The sequence below is a fragment of the Neobacillus sp. NRS-1170 genome (assembly GCF_050468025.1).
In genome coordinates this window covers 95220-113107 of sequence record NZ_JBITPF010000056.1, presented here as the reverse complement: position 1 = coordinate 113107, position 17888 = coordinate 95220, and the positions used below count along the sequence as shown (strand labels likewise).

Here is a 17888-nt window from a genome sequence, read left to right as displayed (position 1 = left end):
AGGTATATAAATTAAAATAGAGGTGTGTTTATGGGAGACCGTGAAAATCCCACTGTACAAAAACTACTTAAATCATTTATTCAATTCAGGAAGACAGGATGGCATGATAAAAAAATAAACGGATATAATCCGAGCGAGTACAAGGTACTTGCTGTTATTTATGAAGGGGCGAATAAGAAAGAAACAGAAATGAAGGTTACTGAAATTAGTCAAATATTAGAGGTAACCCCACCGACCGTAACCCAAATCATCAATAACCTTGATAAAGGAGGTTTAGTTGAACGAACAATCGATCCTGAAGATCGGCGTGCTGTAAGAATTAAACTTACGCCAAAAGGAATAGAATTAACCGAAAATGCTAGAAAGGCGTTTTTTGAAAAATATCTGGGATTAGTTGATTATCTGGGCGAAGAGGACAGTGAAAAGCTAGCGGAATTATTAAACAAAGTCCATAAATATTTTTATGAACTGAAACGCTAAATGGAGGGAGTGGAAGAACCTTGTTGAAATTAAGCAAATTCCTTAAGCCATTTCAATTATCGATTATTTTGGTTTTAAGTCTAGTCCTTCTACAGTCGATATCAGAACTTTATTTACCTACCCTAATGTCTGATATTGTTGATAAAGGTGTTGTCAAAGGAGATACAGACTACATCTGGAAAATTGGGGGTTATATGCTTTTGGTTGCTGCAGGAGGGATGGTTTGTTCCATTACCGCAAGCTTCTTTTCCGCAAAAGCTGCATCGGGCTTCGGAAAATTACTTCGTACAAAAATCTTCTCTCATGTCGGAGGTTTTTCCTTGCATGAGTTTGATAAACTTGGGACTGCCTCTTTGATCACAAGAACTACCAATGATATTACACAAGTGCAGCAGGTTTTAGTGATGATGCTTAGGATGATGGCAATGGCACCAATGATGTGTATCGGCGGCATCATAATGGCTTATTCAAAAGATGCCAAATTAACATTAGTTCTTGCAGTATCGCTGCCAGTACTCGTTTTGGCTATCGTGATTATCGCAAAAACCGGTATACCTCTTTTTAAAGCGATGCAGGTAAAGCTTGATAGTCTGAATCGTGTTTTAAGAGAAAATCTAACGGGAATTCGTGTCATTCGTTCGTTTAACCGAATTCAGCATGAGAAGATCCGCTTTAACGAAGCCAACTGGGATTTAACGCAAACAGCCATTAAGGTCAATAAAATCATGGCGTCGATGATGCCGATTATGATGGTTGTCTTAAATCTTACTTCCGTAGCGATCATTTGGTTTGGGGGCATACGGATTAGCAATGGACATATGCAGGTCGGGGATATGATGGCATTTATCCAATATGCGATGCAAATCATGTTCTCGTTCATCATGTTATCCATGATGTTTGTTATGATCCCAAGGGCGTCCGTATCCGCTGTTAGAATTAACGAGGTACTTGAGACAGCCGCTGATATTACGGATCCAAGTAAGCCTTTATTAAATGAAGGTCAAAAAGGTCAGGTAGAGTTTCAAAATGTTACCTTTAGCTATCCGGGTGCAGAAATGCCTGCTATCTCTAATATTTCTTTTTCGATGAAGCCAGGCGAAGTGACTGCCATTATAGGCGGAACAGGTTCAGGTAAATCGACACTTATCAATTTGATACCTCGCTTTTATGATGTGGATAGTGGAAAAATCCTGGTGGATGGTATTGATGTACGAGAAATGACGCAGGAAAATCTTAGGTCGAAAATTGGTTTTGTCCCGCAGCAAGCTGTTCTTTTTACAGGTACCATCACGGAAAACATTCGCTATGGAAAGGAACATGCTTCCGAAGAAGAAATACTCCATGCGGCAGAAATCGCCCAAGCTTCGGAGTTTATTACTTCTATGGAGGGTGGGTATGATGCCGTAATCGCCCAAGGGGGAACGAATGTTTCGGGTGGTCAAAAACAGCGTTTATCCATTGCCAGGGCGCTGGTTCGTAAACCGGAAATATATATCTTTGATGATAGCTTCTCCGCATTGGATTTTAAGACGGATGCAAAACTGCGTGCTGCATTGAAAAAAGAAACAGTGGATTCCACCGTTTTGATTGTGGCTCAGCGTGTGAGTACGATCATGGATGCAGATCAAATAATTGTCCTCGACGATGGCGAAATTGTTGGAATCGGGAAGCATAAAGACCTTTTAGAAACAAGTTCTGTTTATCGTGAGATTGTGATGTCACAGCTTTCGGAGGAAGAAATCGCATGAGCAATGAGACGAATAATCAGAGTCAGGGACCACGTTTCGGTCCAGGAGGACGCGGCTTTGGACCTGGAGGCATGGGAATGCCTGTCCAAAAAGCAAAGGATTTTAAAGGAACGCTTAAACGATTAATCGGCTACTTAAAACCCCATAAATTACAGCTTCTTGCTGTATTGGTCACAGCAATCATAAGTACCGTCTTTGCGATTGTCAGTCCGAAGATTATGGGGAAAGCCACCACCAAACTATTTGAAGGACTAATGAGAAAACTTAGCGGTGTCCCGGGAGCAAAAATAGATTTTGATTACATTGGCCAAATCATCCTGCTGTTAATTGGTTTGTATATTTTAAGTGCGATATTTTCATATATTCAGCAATATATTATGGCGGGAGTTGCCCAAAAGACCGTTTACAGCCTTCGTAAAGAAGTGTTAGATAAACTTAATCGTTTACCGTTAAAATATTTTGATTCGAGAACCCATGGTGAAATTCTTAGCAGGGCCGTCAACGATGTTGATAACATCAGTACGACCCTGCAGCAAAGTTTGACCCAGCTTATCACTTCGGTTGTCACAATAGTTGGAGTTATTGTGATGATGCTAACCATCAGTCCATTAATGACACTGATTGTGGTGGTTACGCTGCCGCTCAGCTTTGTGGCTACTGCCAGTATTGCAAAAAAATCACAAACTTTTTTTAAAGGACAGCAAAAATCACTCGGACAGCTTAACGGACATGTTGAAGAAATGTATACGGGTCATAAAGTGGTCAAAGTATTTGGCCATGAGAAAAAGTCGATTGAAAAATTCGAAGAAATCAACGAGCAGCTTTATCAATCAGGCTGGAAGGCACAATTTGTATCCGGGATGATCATGCCGTTAATGTCGTTTATTAATAATATTGGCTATGTGCTGGTATCGGTAGCAGGTGGTATTTTAGTTACAAAAAGGGCAATTGAAATTGGTGATATTCAAGCATTTATCCAATATGCCCGCCAATTCGCCCAGCCAATTACTCAAACGGCGATGATTGCGAATGTCATCCAATCGACGATTGCTAGTGCAGAGCGTGTTTTTGAAATATTGGATGAAGCCGAAGAAGTACCTGAATCCATTGCGGCGAAAGAGATTTTGGATTCTAAAGGTGAGGTAAAATTCGACCATGTTTCTTTCGGCTATAAAGAGAATGAAACGTTAATCGGTGACATGAATATCGATGTAAAGCCGGGGCAGCGAGTGGCGATTGTTGGTCCAACCGGCGCTGGTAAAACGACGCTGATTAATTTGTTGATGCGCTTTTATGAAATTAATTCCGGTAAAATTTTAATAGACGGTATCGATACTAGGGACTTAAAACGGGAGCATCTAAGAAGTTTATTTGGGATGGTACTTCAAGATACATGGCTGTTTAATAGCACGATTCGCGACAATATTGCCTATGGAAGAGAGGGGGCGACGGAGGAGGAGATTGTTGCCGCAGCAAAGGCAGCTAATGCCGACCATTTCATCCGAACGCTTCCAGACGGGTATGACACTATTTTGAATGAGGAAGCCTCGAATATTTCTCAAGGTCAAAAGCAATTATTAACGATAGCTAGAGCGTTACTCGCTAATCCAGCGATCTTAATCCTAGATGAAGCAACGAGCAGCGTTGACACTAGGACCGAGGTCCAGATTCAACGGGCAATGAATCGCTTAATGCAGGGGCGCACAAGCTTTATCATTGCACATAGACTATCAACGATTCGTGATGCAGATTTGATCTTGGTAATGAATAATGGAAGTGTCATTGAAAAAGGAAATCATCTTGAACTGCTTGAAAAAGAGGGATTCTATGCTGATTTGTATAATAGTCAGTTTACTGGCGGGAATTCGATGAAGAATGTGGGATAGGGAAGGGGCGTTCAGGGAGTCTGAGGACTTCATGAACGCTTCTTTTGTGTCATTTAGACGGAAAAAGGGGTTGTAATTCCAATTTATCGCTTGAATTGTAGAAATCGATTTGTTTTTTGTAGAAATGGTCATTGATTTTGTAGAAATAGGCTAAATATTTATAGAAATCGACTAGATATTTGTAGAAATGAGGTTGTTAAAGAGTAAAATTTTTTATTCTGTCTCATTTTCTTAAGTATACTTGAATTTTGAGACGGTTTAAATTTTGTTTATTATAATTATATTATGTAAACTTATAGAATCAAAAAAACTACCACAACAATGGCAGCTATTATTCTATTTGTTCCTTCGGCATATCCATCTTATCAACCGCAATTTTTAAATCATCATTCTTTATATGCGTATAAATCATAGTCGTTTGGATCGAGGAATGACCTAATTGCCGTCTTAATTTTGGCACGTCATTTATTTCAGCATGGTATCTGGTTGCAAATGAATGACGCAGCTTATGTACGGATAATGACGGTTTGCCAAATGCTGCAGCATATTTTTCAATCAGATTTTCAACGGCTCTAACTTTTAATCTTCGTGATTTTACTTTAGGACCCGTTGGTCCACTAACAAATAATGCCTTTTCATTTTTATCAACGTTGTATTTGGCAGTTCTGACTGCTAAATATTCTTGGAGGTCAGCCATAGCTACTTGACTAAAATATACGAATTGTTCTTTATTTCCTTTTCGAATAACTCGTACACAATACTTGTTATAATCAATATCATCCAAATCAATTCCGACCAGCTCTGAAAGGCGAAGTCCAGATCCTAGTATTAACGACACAATTGCAGTATCACGTTCTTTATTCAATTGATAAAAGTAGGATAATCTCTTGTTTCCTTTGTTCAATTCACCATAATCATTGGCAATAAATAAGCGGAATTTCTCGTATTCATCTCCAAGCAGAATTTTTCCTTCCATTTTCGTAGCTTTCGTTTCCATGCTTTCTTTAACTTCATTAAAATCAATTTTCGCCATGATATTCCGATTAATATAAGGTTTTAACTCCGATGTCTCAGCAATATTTTGAAGATAGTTGAACAAGGATTTTAATGCGGATAATTTACGATTTACGGTCAGTTCTTTATTATTTAATTGAAAGTGCAAAAAGTTAAGAAAACCGTCAATCTCTATCACAGTCAATTGTTCTAGGCGATCTAACGGAATTTCGTCAATTCTACCTTCAAATAGGCCTTCGCTAAGCATCCAATTAAAAAAGATTTTGTAATCATGGCAGTAATTATACAGGGATGCGGTCGAAAGATTTCGTAATTTATGATTTATGTATTCTTCAACATACCACGGCAATTCTCGGAGCAAGGCTTGAAGTTTTTTAAATTTTTCTTGTTTTGCCTGATTCACCATATTAACACCTCCTTAACTATTTTACTTCATACTATAAACTGCGTCAAATTTATATTTTACGCAGTTTATAGTATGAAGATTAAAGTATTAAAATAAATCTAACGCTAATTGTTCATTAAACTCTCTGTTATCCCAGCGTCTCTTGAATTCAAGAAACTGTTCTAACGTATTATTTTTTCTACCATATATTTTGTGAAACAAAATATGAACTTGTTTTCTTAGGGGTATACCAATAATTTCATCGTGTTTTTGTTCTAATCTGCTAAAAATGAGTTGCAATTCATCATTAGTATAATCTTTTTTATTTTTTCTTTTGTTAAAATTTAATTCTTTTAATACCTCATCACGTAAAGCAGCAAATGATTCGGTATGATGTATTTGCAGATCATTTGCTCTTTCACCAGTAACCGCACATCTATACTCATATTTAATCAAGGTTTTAAATTTCCAATTTTTCGTACTCTCTCTTAATGCTATGTTTAGAGATGTAATGGCGCCGTTCCAATTAGGATTTTCCATCCCACTATACCATTTACTTTTTTTCTCGTTATAACAATGCGGGCAACATTTCTCAAATACCTTTTTACAGAACATTTGTTTGTATAATTTTATTTTAACATATCGACAAATGCCTGACTACTTTTTGCTTTCAGCAAATTCAGCTATTAATTTTAATAAAGCTTTATTATGGTTAACTACCTCAGGTTTGAATCTTCCCATAAGGTTTCTGCATTCTCCTTCTTCATATTTCGTTTCTTTTGTATATTTTCCGCTTAGGAAACCATTTTCTTGTGGACTGTAAGCGACAAAAGATCCCCCCTTACTCTTCACAAATATCAAATAATTCTTTTTCAGGTTCACTCCACATCAGGGAAAAATAAAGGAATAAATGAAGAGGTTATTCTTCGATTTATTGCGGGAGCTTACGTGAAAATAGTGGAATGGTGTTTTGCGAATGGAATGCGTCATACGCCTCAGATTATGGAGGAACAAGTGGGATTTTAATTGAGAGAATTGTATAGTTTTAAAAAATCCAATAACTTAAGAAAACCTAATCTCCTTCTTTACTTAGGAAATCAGGGTTTTGCTTTTGAAATGCTATTGGTGAAGTAAAACCTATAAAAAGGCCGACTGGTCTTTATACCAATCGGCCTTTTTATGGCACCTAATAAGCTAAAACATTTGTGTTCTGTCGCACCATTTCAATAAAATACTTCATAATTCTAGGATCCTCTGTTAATTCCGGATGAAAGGAACATCCTAAAAATTGGCCATCTCGTGCTAAAACAATGCGCTCTTCATGTTTTGCGAGAACTTCAACATTTTCGCCTGCCGCAACGATATGTGGCGCCCGGATAAAAACAGCAGGAATATCCTCCCCTACTCCTCTTATGGACATCTCGACTTCAAAACTATCCACTTGGCGACCAAATGAATTCCGTTCGACCACGACGTCCATCACCCCCAGATGAGGCGTATCAAAGCCTACGATTTCTTTTGCCAATAAAATCAGGCCTGCACATGTTCCAAACATCGGAACCCCCGCGGCGGCTAAAGCACGAATGGGTTCAAGCAACTCGTATCGGTCCAGCAGTTTCCGCATTGTTGTACTTTCTCCGCCAGGCAGTACAAGACCATTCAATTCTTTTAGATCTTCAGCCGATTTAACTGAAATGGCCTTACAGCCAAGCTCTTCAATTTGTCTTATATGCTCCCTGACTGCACCTTGTAATGCAAGTATCCCAATTTTCAGCATATTACCAACCACGTTCCTGCATACGTTCACTTGCATTTAGCGTTGCAATATCAATACCTTTCATCGGTGTCCCCAGCTCTTTAGAAATTGCAGCAATTAGTTTATAGTCCTGATAGTGCGTCGTTGCTTCTACAATGGCACGTGCGAACTTTTCTGGGTTATCAGATTTGAAAATACCTGATCCAACAAATACACCATCTGCTCCAAGTTCCATCATTAAAGCGGCATCGGCAGGTGTTGCCACCCCGCCAGCAGCAAAATTTACAACTGGTAAGCGCCCTAATTTTTTGATTTCTAATAATAATTCAAATGGTGCACCTAAAATTTTTGCTTCTGTCATTAATTCATCTGTGCTCATACCAACAACGCGTCTTACCTGTGAATTAACTTTACGAATATGACGAACAGCTTCGACAATATTTCCTGTTCCCGGTTCACCTTTCGTACGTAACATGGAAGCCCCTTCTCCAATACGACGAGCAGCTTCCCCTAAATCGCGGCATCCACATACAAAAGGTACGGTGTAGTCGCTTTTTAATAAATGGAATTCCTCATCAGCAGGTGTTAATACTTCACTTTCATCTATGTAATCAACGCCCATTGATTCTAATACACGTGCTTCGACAATATGACCAATACGTGCTTTTGCCATTACTGGAATGGTTACAGCATTCAATACTTCCTCTACAATCCGAGGATCTGCCATACGAGCTACACCACCAGCTTTTCGAATATCGGATGGTACCCGCTCTAAAGCCATAACAGCAACTGCACCTGCAGCCTCTGCAATTTTTGCTTGCTCGGCATTAATGACGTCCATAATCACGCCGCCTTTTTGCATTTCTGCCATACCACGTTTTACTCTTTCAGTTCCAACTTGTTTCATAAAAAAACCTCCATACATTTGATGATTACTAGTATAATAGAAATTGACTTTAAGAAAAGGTTCAATTTTTTAAAAATTAATATGGTCAGTTGGGGAGATTACAGATGGATATGCTTATGTTTAAATTGGATAAAAGTACAGCAAAACCTTTATATGAACAGCTTTATATCGGTATCAAAGACGCCATTATCCAAAAACAAATTGAAGTGGGAACCAAATTACCATCCAAAAAAAAATTAGCTGAATTTTTAAATATCAGTCAAACAACCATTGAAATTGCCTATGCCCAACTTATCGCAGAAGGCTATGTGGGATCTAAACCCCGCATTGGTTTTTTTGTAGAAGAGATTGATGAATTACCCTATATTGAAAAAGAGCTTTTAAACATGCCTGTAGAAAAGGTCGAGAAAAAAATATATCAATTCGACTTCCATCCGGGAAAAATTGATTCAGACTCATTCCCATTTTCAATTTGGCGAAAATATGCAAAAAATTTATATGATCATAGTTCAAAAGAGTTGTTACAAATTGGAGACCCTCAAGGAGAATACGCATTAAGAGCTGAAATTTCTAAATATCTTTATCAATCGAGGGGGATTGTTTGTAAGCCTGAACAAATTGTCATTGGTTCGGGAACGGAACAGCTGCTTCCAATGATTCTAAGGTTACTTGGAAATGATTCAAAATTCGCCCTTGAAAATCCCGGCTATTCAGCCATCCCAAAAATACACTTGCAAAATAGGGCCACCCCCATTCCGGTGGATGAAGATGGTTTAATAGTGGATGAACTTGAAAAAACAAATGCCAATGTTGTTTACATTACACCTTCACACCAATTCCCTACGGGTGCGGTTCTATCAGCAACAAGAAGAACGCAGCTATTAAACTGGGCAGCAAAAGATGAAAATCGCTACATCATTGAAGACGATTACGATAGTGAGTTTCGTTATATTGGAAAACCTATTCCCGCCTTACAAGGGTTAGACCAAAACGAAAAAGTTATTTATTTGAGCACGTTTACCAAATCATTAATGCCTTCCTTACGTGTTGCTTATTGTGTCTTACCTTCAACCTTACTACAAAAATATAAGGAGACATTCAGTTATTACTCATCAACAGTACCTAGATTCGATCAGCATATTTTAGCTGACTTTATGAGAGATGGCTATTTTTCCAAACACTTAAACAGGATGCGGAAAATTTATCGCAAAAAACATGAAAAATTAACCCGGATATTAGAAACGTATTATCCGGATGTCAAGATCACAGGAGACCTAGCAGGAATGCACATTTTAATTTCCGTCCCCCTGTCAAAAGGGGAAAATCAGTTAAAACAAATGGCGGCAAAGGACCATATTGCCATCTATCCAGTAAGCGATTATCTGTTAAGTCCCATTGACTATCAATATCCAACTTTTCTATTAGGCTTCGGCGGCATTCCATTGGACCAAATTGAAAAAGGAGTACACCAATTAATGCGATGTTGGATACCGGAGGGACGGTTCTAATGACTTTTTGTGCCACTAGAACCATCCCCCTCCTTTTCAATTAAGAACAAATAGTCCGTACTTCTTCCCAATTTCCTTAAACGTAAAAAACTAATCGGAAGTGCTCCCGATTAGTTTTTCTTTTTATTGATTCGCATTTTTAACCTACTCTGCAACTGGAATAGTACGTTTTGCCTGATGTATAAAGGTACCAAGAACTTATTAAATTTCAGTTTTGTTGAATGTGTTTCTTTTTATTCTTTGATGAATTCCTTTGTACTTCTCATTGTATCAATTGGGCGAACTAATTTTTCTATTTCCGCCCGTTTAGGCTCTAGGAATGGAGGTAAAGATAATTTTTCCCCAAGCGTTTCATAAGGTTCGTCTCCCATAAAACCAGGACCATCTGTAGCGAACTCAAATAAAATTTGCGGTGCCACTCTAGCGTATAATGACTCAAAAAAGTGACGATTTACATAACCCGATGTATGGAATCCAAAACTATTCATTCGTTCAATCCATTCTTCTAAAACAGAGCGATCCTCTACACGGAATGCGGCATGGTGAACCGTCCCAAAACCTTGTTGGGATTCAGGAAGAACTGCATTATATTCTACAATGACCGAAGCACCATTCCCGCCTTCCCCTGCTTCAAATAAATGGAATGATCCTTCTTTATCTGTCTCTTTAAATAATAGGACTTTTTCCATCATTTCTTTAAAGTAATCAAAGTTCGCAATACGGATAAAAACAGGTCCTAAACCAGTAATTGCATATTCCAGTGGAATTGGACCTTTTTGCCATGGTGTGCCAGATTCCACCCCTTTATTGAATTCATCTGAAATGAATTGATATTGCTGATCGTCAAAATCAATGAAAGAGAGGGTTTTCTTGCCGAATTGCTCTTTGATTCCAGTATGTTTGACTTCTAAACGGTCAAAACGTTTTACCCAATAGTTTAATGCTTCATCACTCGGTACACGGAAAGATGTCTTTGAGATCTCGTTAGTACCATGTACGCCTTTCGGAATGCCGGGGAAATCGAAGAAAGTCATGTCTGTGCCTGCACTGCCTTTATCATCTGCAAAGAAAAGATGATAGGTTTGAATATCATCTTGATTTACAGTTTTTTTAACTAAACGCATACCTAAAACATAGGTGAAAAATTCATAGTTTTTTTCTGCACTGCTTGTAATAGCTGTTACATGGTGTATTCCTTTTAGATTGTTCATTATATATCCCTCCTAGAGATTTATTTTAATATTAAGGGTCTTAATTTTTCTTCTATCTTTTTTCGCTTTGGTTCCAAAAATGGCGATACCAGTCAGCCGCAGCCTCGACTTCTTGCATTGTTAATTGGTGACCTCTATTTTCCCAATGTAGTTCTACCTTCGCATTAGCATTTTCTAATAACGATTGTAATTCAGCTGATTCCATTGGCGAGCAAATCGGATCATTTGTTCCAGCAGCAATAAACACATGTTTCCCCGATAAATCGGGAAGTTCAATTCCTTTTCTCGGTACCATAGGGTGATGAAGAATGGCACCCTTTAAGGCATTTTGATAGTGGAATAATAAACTTGCGGCTATATTGGCTCCATTTGAGTATCCAATGGCAATAATATTATCTCGGTCGAAACCATATTTCTCAGCTGCCACATCTAGAAACTCATTTAATTCTTTTGTTCTGAAAATAAGGTCTTCTATATCAAATACTCCCTCAGCCAATCTTCGGAAGAACCTAGGCATTCCATTTTCTAATACATTTCCTCGAACGCTTAAGACTGAAGCCTCTTCATCAATTCTTCCCGCAAGAGGAAGCAGGTCTAATTCATTACCACCAGTACCATGAAGCAATAATAAAGTTGGTTTTGTTGGATCTTGGCCCTTATTGAATATATGTTTCATTATCTATCTCCCTCCAAAACACGAACCTCTACTTGAGGCAAGGTTTCTTCTAATTCTTCTCTTTGCGATTCTAACCAAGATGGCAGCATGAGTTTATTTCCTAATTCGGCGACAGGTTCATCTACTGCAAATCCTGGCTGGTCGGTGGCTATTTCGAAGAGGATGCCTCCTCCTTCATGAAAATACACTGCATTAAAGTAGTTACGGTCACGAATTTCTGTTGGATAAAAACCTTTATCTTGGAGTAGTGAACTCCATTTAAGAAGATCTTCTTTATCAGTGGTCCGCCATGCTATATGGTGAACCGTTCCTGCTCCCATCAGCCCTCGAACTGAAGGATTTAAGTGAATATCAATAGTGTTGCCAACATTTGCTGTCGATTTAAATCTTAGAATTTCATTTTCTTGACCGATGCAATCTAAACCTAAAATATTTTCTAGAACATCCGTTGTCTTATGTGGTTGCGCTGAAAACAGAACAGCACCACCAAACCCTTTAATGGCATGTTCTGGTTGGACTCCCCCGAAGCTCCAAGTATTTTTAGATCCTTCATCTCGTTCTGTTAGTTCAAGTTGAAGTCCGTCAGGATCGTTGAATTTTAAATATTTTTCACCAAATCGAATGGATGAAGTAAACTCCACTCCAAATTTTTGCAATCGGCTTTCCCAAAATTGGACTGAACCTTTTGGAATTACATAACTGGTCACACCAACCTGACCTGTTCCAATTCGACCTTTCAGCTGTTTAGCCCATGGAAAAAACGTAATCACAGTTCCTGGTTGACCTGTTTCATTCCCAAAATATAAATGGTAGACTTCTGGACGATCAAAATTGATGGTTTTTTTAACAAGCCTTAAACCTAATACACCCGCATAAAAATCTATATTCCGCCCGGCATCGTTTACCATCGCTGTGATATGATGGATACCTGCTGTTTTTTGCATTCAATCCTCTCCATTTCATCATTGAGATTTTGAAACCAATTATTTAGGCCGTTCGATTTCAAAAATCTCACCAATTTTGGCGTAGTTATTTCCAGCCAATCGACTTACAGCACCTAATCCCCTTGGATTGATTCTTCCGTTTTCATAAATATCGCTTTCGACATGAAATTGAACAACTTTTCCTATAATAAAATCACATCCAGGAGTATCTGAGCCACCCAGTTCGAAGGAATGCTCCATCGAACATTCCATTCGAATTTTTGCTTCCTTTACTCCAGGAACTGAAATCTTCGCACTTTCGATTGGAGTTAAGTTAGCTAACTCAATCTCACTCTCGTCAGGAGGAAGGTTTGCAGCTGTTTTATTAATTTTTTCAACATTGTGGTCATCTACGATATGAACCACAAACTCTTTTGACTCCATGATGTTCCTCGCTGTATCTTTTTGTCTCCCCGATGACCGTTGAATAGATAAAGAAATCATCGGGGGATTGGATGACACGATATTAAAATAACTAAATGGTGCCCCATTTAAAACGCCGTCTTTTGAAATGGTGGTGACGAAAGCAATCGGTCTAGGTATGATGCTACCTATTAGAAATTTATAATTTTCTCTTTCGGACAATGAGGCTGGATCGATTGAAAGCAAAGAAATCATCCCTTTTCATAAAATTAGTCTAGTTCTCTTACTTCAAACGGTAATAATACTCTTTCAATTTTTTCTCTCTGAGACTCATACTGCGTTGGCAGCATCAATTTTTCTCCCATTGTCTTTTGCGATTCATCATGAGCAAAACCTGGAGGATCAGTGGCAATTTCAAATAGAATCTCTCCATGCTCTCTGAAGTAAATTGCATTAAAGTAGTTTCTATCCCGTACAGGTGTGACGCCATATCCATTCGCAGCCACATACTTTTGCCAATCTAATTGATCTTCGTCATCAATAGCCCGCCATGCAATGTGATGGACCGTTCCTACACCCATTTGTCCACGTCCGATTGGAGTTAATTTAACGTCGATAATATTTCCAATATCAGCAGTGGAACGATAACGTGCGAAATCTCCTTCTTTACTTACTAATTCAAGTCCCATTACTTTTTCTAATAATTCAGCCGTTTTGTTAGGCTGGGTCGATAAAAGAGTTGCTCCGCCAAAACCTTTGATAGCAACTTCAGGTGCAACCTCACCGAAAGTCCAAGTATTTAATTCTCCATCTTCTCTTTCCACAATTTCCAACTGAAGACCGTGCGGATCATCAAATTCTAAATATTGCTCTCCAAAGCGCTCCATTCTTGTGAAAGGAACATTAAATTTTTCTAACCTTTTTTCCCAGAATTCCATGGCACCCTTCGGAACTACATAAGAAGTAACCCCTACTTGGCCATCACCAATGACTCCCTGACGTGCTCCTGCCCATGGAAAGAATGTAATAATGGTTCCTGGTTTTCCACCTTCATTACCGAAATAAAGGTGATAGGTGCCTGGATCATCAAAATTGACCGTTTGCTTAACCAAACGTAATCCCAAAACTCCTGCGTAAAAATCCACATTTTCTTGCGGATGCCCTACAATTGCTGTGATATGGTGAATACCCATTGTTTTCTTACTCATTTTTTCAACACTCCTTTATAAATTAATATCCAGTATTTAACTAAACAAGATACTTTATTTTGTTCCATATACGGATAAAAAACAATTATTTATCAATCTCAAAATTGAATATTTTAGAATAAAAAAGCATCTAAAGCATATTTACCAGGACCGATTAAGGCAACACCAATTGCCACTGCAAGTAATGTTAAGTTAAATTCATATCCATTTGATGTATTCCATAATCCGTTTGGCGCATGAACTTTTATGATTGCCATAGCCATAGTTCCAGCGATCAAAATTCCTGCTACTGGGGTTAAAAGCCCTAATGCAAACAATATTCCGCCAACAAATTCTGCTAACCCTGCTATAAGAGCAATGGTTACTCCTGGTTTCATGCCAATGGATTCAAACCAGCCTCCAGTTCCTTTCAATCCATAGCCGCCAAACCAACCAAACAATTTTTGAGCTCCATGTCCAACGAATAATAAACCAATTACCAAACGAATTATTAATAAACCGATATTCATCAACTTAAAATCCTCCTAAATATTTTTACCTCGAATTCGAGATATATTTGTAAAAAAAATGATATTTAAACTATATTCCTTACTTTTTTCAAAAGCTGCACCAATGTCTCGGCCTCATCATCATCTAATGATTCAAACATCTGATTAACAAAATCATGATATTTTGGCATGATTACATTCATTAACTCATTTCCATCGTCCGTTAATGTCACATGGATCACTCGTCGGTCATCTGGACAGGCATTTCGGCTTAATAAACCTCTTTGCTCCAGCTTATCTATAACATAGGTCATCGAACCACTTGAGATCAATATGCAATTTCCAATTTGTTGAATCGTTTGTTTCCCTTTTTGATAAAGTACCTCTAATACCGAAAATTCCGTAATACCTAACTTATTTTTTGCCATTTCTTCTTTTATTCGTTCATGAATTGCTTTAGATGTTTGCATTAATATCAGAAAGGGAAGATTATTGCATTTCCTCTCCATTAATTTCACCCCCTCAGAAAATCTTGAATTAAATTATCTTGAATCTGAGATAATCATAATACTTATATTTTTTTTTGTCAATAACCAATTGTTAAATTTATCGAAGAACATTTTAGCCAGTACCGAGACCTCCATTTTCCATTCGCACTTAGAATGCCCAGTTCGCTTCCATCTGGAAGGAATCCTCTCACAGCTCTTAAGTCATCAACATATCAGGATGCTGTTTAGCAAATTCTTTAGCCACTTCCACTGATTTATCTTGCTCTTGACCTACTTTAAACATTTTTTCAGCATTAATTTCATGAGCCATTTCATCGAATCCCTTCTCCTCAACCATTAAGAAGAAACCTTTTTTATTATCTGAAATAGTTGTTACTAAACCTGTGGTTTTTCCAGCTTCCTCTGCAATTTCTAAAAATCGATTAAAGTATAAATTAAAGTAATTCTACATGCTATTAGTTTTGTCCAAGACTTCTCGCAGAGCATTCGCCAATTTGAAAGGTTGGTCATGTGCCCAGAAATGCATAAAGAATAAACGAGGATTCTCTGTTAACATATGATTATGTATAGCTGTTACTTCAATGCCATGCTTACGCAAGGTGCTCGCCACGGGATTCACTTCCTCTGCTGTAAGCACAAAATCCCCAGTTATTGCTACCTTCTTATTTTCTGTAGGTTGAAAATTTATCGATGTTGCTACCCCCATGGCAGGAGGAATCTCCATACCATTTTCCGTAATTTTTTCTAATCTAGGAATACTTATATTATAAATCCCATTTGTAATAGTACCTTTATGTCTGAATAAATTATCAAGTTTCTGAGTATCAAACGGAAATGAATACGACTCACTTATTATGTTCTTTGGTAATCCTGTTAGGTCCATGCTCGACCTGATTGCTTTGGCTAATTGAATTGCATTTCCATGTCCATCAATATGCAAATACATAATACGTGGGATTTCACCTAATAAATGATTATGTAGCGCCGTAACTTGAATTCCTTGTTTAATCAATTGACTCATAACAGGCTGAATTTCTTTTTCCTCTAGGACTAAATCCCCCATAACCATCGTTTGGTCATCCACTTGTTTAAAAGCTGTCCAACCTCCTAATGCCAATCTAGGACGGATGGGTGTTCCCTTGACTCTTACCCGTAAATCTTTACGAGGCAAACTGATAAAGAAGACATCACCTGGTTTAAGTACACCTGGTCTTCCAATTTCCTTCTCTACCTTTTTCCGCTGCGCTAAAAGATTTGTTGATTTTAAGTTGTTAGAAGAAGGTGAATTCTCCGCATGAATCAAAGTAGCGGAACATAGTGTGACCATCAAAACTAAGACGAAAGAAACAAATGAAGAAATATACTGCCGTAAGCTCATAATCAAAAACCCCTTTAGGTTCGATAATTCAATTACAATAGTAAGATTCCCTAATCCTTCCTTAATATTGATTTAAAAGGATATTTTTTATTTGCTTACTGAATTAAAAAATCATTGTTCTTCCCTAAACCGATGCATATAATTAATTAAAATGTAACCAGTATTACAAAAGGGGGAGTTGAAATGGGCACATCACAGGATGGGGAAACAAACATTCAAAATAAGACTGTAAGCTACTCACTACGGCAAATGATCCTATATTTTTTTAAGTTGGGGACTATTGGTTTTGGCGGGCCTGTCGCTTTAACAGGATACATGTATAGAGACTTGGTTGAAAAACGAGGCTGGATTTCAGAATCTGACTACAAAGACGGGCTTGCTTTGGCACAGCTTGCACCAGGCCCATTGGCTGCACAATTAGCGATTTATCTAGGGTATGTGCACTATCGAATAATTGGTGCTACGCTAGTTGCCATTTCCTTTGTTGCCCCATCATTCCTAATGGTTATAGCTTTAGGCTGGGCTTATGTCCACTTTGGTGGATTAACATGGATGCAAGCTGTTTTCTATGCAGTGGGAGCAAGTGTTATCGGAATCATCGCATTCAGTGCCTATAAATTAACGGTAAAAACAATTGGAAAGGACTGGCTATTATGGACAATCTTTTTAGTGGCAGGTTTAGTAACTGTCCTAACCGAAACAGAAAATGTAATGTTGTTTCTAGGTGCTGGAATTTTATATTGGATAGTGAAATCTCCGCCCAAAGGATTATGGAGAAAAACAAATAAATTTCATAGTTTCATCCCTCTTCCTTTCACTTTATTTTTGACAAGTGTACAGGGCAACGAGTCTGGTGTTTTGACGGACATCTTTATCTTTTTTTTAAAGGCTGGTGCATTTGTTTTTGGAAGCGGACTTGCAATTGTCCCTTTCCTCTACGGAGGGGTAGTAAAAGAGTATGAATGGTTAAATGCACAACAATTCCTTGACGCTGTGGCTGTTGCGATGATTACACCAGGTCCTGTTGTGATTACGACTGGATTTATTGGATATTTAGTTTCTGGTTTTTCTGGAGCAACAGTTGCTGCATTGGCTACCTTCCTTCCATGTTACTTGTTGACCATACTGCCAGCACCACTGTTTAAAAAATATGGTAAGGTGCCTGGGATAAATGCATTCGTTAATGGTGTAACAGCTGCTGCTACAGGTGCAATTAGCGGAGCTGTGATTGTATTGGGGAAAAGATCTATTATTGATTTACCTACGGCATTATTTGCTATTATTACATTAGGAATCCTATGGAAAATCAAGAAGGTTTCGGAACCCATTATTATCCTTGCATCTGCAATTATCGGTCTAATAATTTATCCTATGACACATTAAATTAG

Annotated in this window: 19 protein-coding genes; 5 read left to right on the top strand and 14 right to left on the bottom strand. The window is 38.0% G+C overall.

The genetic code is table 11. The features are described 5' to 3' along the window. The first annotated feature begins 30 nt into the window (after positions 1–30). From ACIFOT_RS23020 to ACIFOT_RS23010, 3 genes are read left to right on the top strand one after another with little or no spacing between them, the layout of a single operon-like run. Positions 31–480, top strand: coding sequence for a MarR family winged helix-turn-helix transcriptional regulator (locus ACIFOT_RS23020; RefSeq protein ID WP_430068361.1), 450 nt, complete (start codon positions 31–33; stop codon positions 478–480). Between the two features lie 20 nt (positions 481–500). Next, complete coding sequence (locus ACIFOT_RS23015; RefSeq protein WP_430068356.1) at positions 501–2228, top strand: ABC transporter ATP-binding protein; 1728 nt, start codon at positions 501–503, stop codon at positions 2226–2228. Continuing rightward, the gene (locus tag ACIFOT_RS23010; RefSeq protein WP_430068353.1) at positions 2225–4114 is read left to right on the top strand and encodes an ABC transporter ATP-binding protein; all 1890 of its coding nucleotides are present in this window, start codon (positions 2225–2227) and stop codon (positions 4112–4114) included. The genes ACIFOT_RS23015 and ACIFOT_RS23010 overlap by 4 nt, the downstream gene beginning before the upstream one ends. 331 nt (positions 4115–4445) lie before the next feature. Here ACIFOT_RS23010 and xerS read toward each other — a convergent pair whose 3' ends face one another. The 5 genes from xerS to pdxS all read right to left on the bottom strand — a co-directional run bounded on the left by xerS (position 4446) and on the right by pdxS (position 8176). Continuing rightward, on the bottom strand, positions 4446–5534 hold the full coding sequence (gene xerS, locus ACIFOT_RS23005; RefSeq protein ID WP_430068351.1) for a tyrosine recombinase XerS: 1089 nt from the start codon (positions 5532–5534) through the stop codon (positions 4446–4448). Between the two features lie 87 nt (positions 5535–5621). Next, positions 5622–6053, bottom strand: coding sequence for a hypothetical protein (locus ACIFOT_RS23000; RefSeq protein WP_430068349.1), 432 nt, complete (start codon positions 6051–6053; stop codon positions 5622–5624). Between the two features lie 117 nt (positions 6054–6170). Further along, entirely contained in the window at positions 6171–6395 is a 225-nt protein-coding gene (locus ACIFOT_RS22995; protein WP_430068347.1) for an aldo/keto reductase, read from the bottom strand. A 304-nt stretch (positions 6396–6699) separates the two neighbouring features. Beyond that, positions 6700–7290, bottom strand: coding sequence for a pyridoxal 5'-phosphate synthase glutaminase subunit PdxT (pdxT, locus tag ACIFOT_RS22990; RefSeq protein WP_430068344.1), 591 nt, complete (start codon positions 7288–7290; stop codon positions 6700–6702). Position 7291: 1 nt separating this feature from the next. Next, positions 7292–8176, bottom strand: coding sequence for a pyridoxal 5'-phosphate synthase lyase subunit PdxS (gene pdxS, locus ACIFOT_RS22985; RefSeq protein WP_430068342.1), 885 nt, complete (start codon positions 8174–8176; stop codon positions 7292–7294). Positions 8177–8280: 104 nt separating this feature from the next. Here pdxS and ACIFOT_RS22980 point away from each other — a divergent pair, with 104 nt between their 5' ends. Then, entirely contained in the window at positions 8281–9684 is a 1404-nt protein-coding gene (locus ACIFOT_RS22980) for a PLP-dependent aminotransferase family protein (protein WP_430068339.1), read from the top strand. A gap of 233 nt (positions 9685–9917) precedes the next feature. On the opposite strand, the gene ACIFOT_RS22975 is transcribed toward ACIFOT_RS22980, so the two are convergent. The 9 genes from ACIFOT_RS22975 to ACIFOT_RS22935 all read right to left on the bottom strand — a co-directional run bounded on the left by ACIFOT_RS22975 (position 9918) and on the right by ACIFOT_RS22935 (position 16500). Beyond that, entirely contained in the window at positions 9918–10895 is a 978-nt protein-coding gene (locus ACIFOT_RS22975; protein WP_430068336.1) for a ring-cleaving dioxygenase, read from the bottom strand. A 52-nt stretch (positions 10896–10947) separates the two neighbouring features. After that, positions 10948–11571, bottom strand: a complete 624-nt coding sequence (locus ACIFOT_RS22970; protein ID WP_430068333.1) for an alpha/beta hydrolase — start codon at positions 11569–11571, stop codon at positions 10948–10950. Beyond that, positions 11571–12515, bottom strand: a complete 945-nt coding sequence (locus ACIFOT_RS22965) for a ring-cleaving dioxygenase (RefSeq protein WP_430068330.1) — start codon at positions 12513–12515, stop codon at positions 11571–11573. Before ACIFOT_RS22965 ends, ACIFOT_RS22970 begins: the two co-directional genes overlap by 1 nt. A 39-nt stretch (positions 12516–12554) precedes the next feature. After that, positions 12555–13163, bottom strand: coding sequence for a flavin reductase family protein (locus ACIFOT_RS22960; protein ID WP_430068327.1), 609 nt, complete (start codon positions 13161–13163; stop codon positions 12555–12557). A gap of 23 nt (positions 13164–13186) precedes the next feature. Further along, a complete protein-coding gene (locus tag ACIFOT_RS22955; RefSeq protein ID WP_430068324.1) occupies positions 13187–14125 on the bottom strand; it encodes a ring-cleaving dioxygenase in 939 nt (312 codons plus the stop codon). 113 nt (positions 14126–14238) lie between these two features. Continuing rightward, entirely contained in the window at positions 14239–14637 is a 399-nt protein-coding gene (locus tag ACIFOT_RS22950) for a DoxX family protein (protein WP_430068321.1), read from the bottom strand. A gap of 62 nt (positions 14638–14699) precedes the next feature. Beyond that, positions 14700–15122: a MarR family winged helix-turn-helix transcriptional regulator gene (locus ACIFOT_RS22945; RefSeq protein WP_430068319.1), complete on the bottom strand. Its 423-nt coding sequence runs from the start codon at positions 15120–15122 to the stop codon at positions 14700–14702. Between the two features lie 196 nt (positions 15123–15318). Continuing rightward, positions 15319–15489, bottom strand: coding sequence for an alkaline phosphatase (locus tag ACIFOT_RS22940; RefSeq protein ID WP_430068491.1), 171 nt, complete (start codon positions 15487–15489; stop codon positions 15319–15321). A 78-nt stretch (positions 15490–15567) separates the two neighbouring features. After that, positions 15568–16500 (bottom strand): DUF1259 domain-containing protein, encoded by a 933-nt coding sequence (locus ACIFOT_RS22935; protein ID WP_430068317.1) that lies wholly within the window; start codon positions 16498–16500, stop codon positions 15568–15570. 183 nt (positions 16501–16683) lie between these two features. Between ACIFOT_RS22935 and ACIFOT_RS22930 the strand changes: the two genes are divergently transcribed. After that, entirely contained in the window at positions 16684–17883 is a 1200-nt protein-coding gene (locus tag ACIFOT_RS22930) for a chromate transporter (protein WP_430068314.1), read from the top strand. Positions 17884–17888: the final 5 nt, after the last annotated feature.

Bases quoted from the DNA above. Each gene is read 5' to 3' on its own strand.
- xerS (WP_430068351.1), bottom strand. From the start codon at position 5,534: ATGGTGAATCAGGCAAAACAAGAAAAATTTAAAAAACTTCAAGCCTTG.
- ACIFOT_RS22930 (WP_430068314.1), top strand. From the start codon at position 16,684: ATGGGCACATCACAGGATGGGGAAACAAACATTCAAAATAAGACTGTA.
- ACIFOT_RS22945 (WP_430068319.1), bottom strand. From the start codon at position 15,122: ATGGAGAGGAAATGCAATAATCTTCCCTTTCTGATATTAATGCAAACA.
- ACIFOT_RS23020 (WP_430068361.1), top strand. From the start codon at position 31: ATGGGAGACCGTGAAAATCCCACTGTACAAAAACTACTTAAATCATTT.
- ACIFOT_RS22975 (WP_430068336.1), bottom strand. From the start codon at position 10,895: ATGAACAATCTAAAAGGAATACACCATGTAACAGCTATTACAAGCAGT.
- ACIFOT_RS23000 (WP_430068349.1), bottom strand. From the start codon at position 6,053: ATGGAAAATCCTAATTGGAACGGCGCCATTACATCTCTAAACATAGCA.
- ACIFOT_RS23010 (WP_430068353.1), top strand. From the start codon at position 2,225: ATGAGCAATGAGACGAATAATCAGAGTCAGGGACCACGTTTCGGTCCA.
- ACIFOT_RS22965 (WP_430068330.1), bottom strand. From the start codon at position 12,515: ATGCAAAAAACAGCAGGTATCCATCATATCACAGCGATGGTAAACGAT.
- pdxT (WP_430068344.1), bottom strand. From the start codon at position 7,290: ATGCTGAAAATTGGGATACTTGCATTACAAGGTGCAGTCAGGGAGCAT.
- pdxS (WP_430068342.1), bottom strand. From the start codon at position 8,176: ATGAAACAAGTTGGAACTGAAAGAGTAAAACGTGGTATGGCAGAAATG.
- ACIFOT_RS22935 (WP_430068317.1), bottom strand. From the start codon at position 16,500: ATGAGCTTACGGCAGTATATTTCTTCATTTGTTTCTTTCGTCTTAGTT.
- ACIFOT_RS22980 (WP_430068339.1), top strand. From the start codon at position 8,281: ATGGATATGCTTATGTTTAAATTGGATAAAAGTACAGCAAAACCTTTA.
- ACIFOT_RS22955 (WP_430068324.1), bottom strand. From the start codon at position 14,125: ATGAGTAAGAAAACAATGGGTATTCACCATATCACAGCAATTGTAGGG.
- ACIFOT_RS22970 (WP_430068333.1), bottom strand. From the start codon at position 11,571: ATGAAACATATATTCAATAAGGGCCAAGATCCAACAAAACCAACTTTA.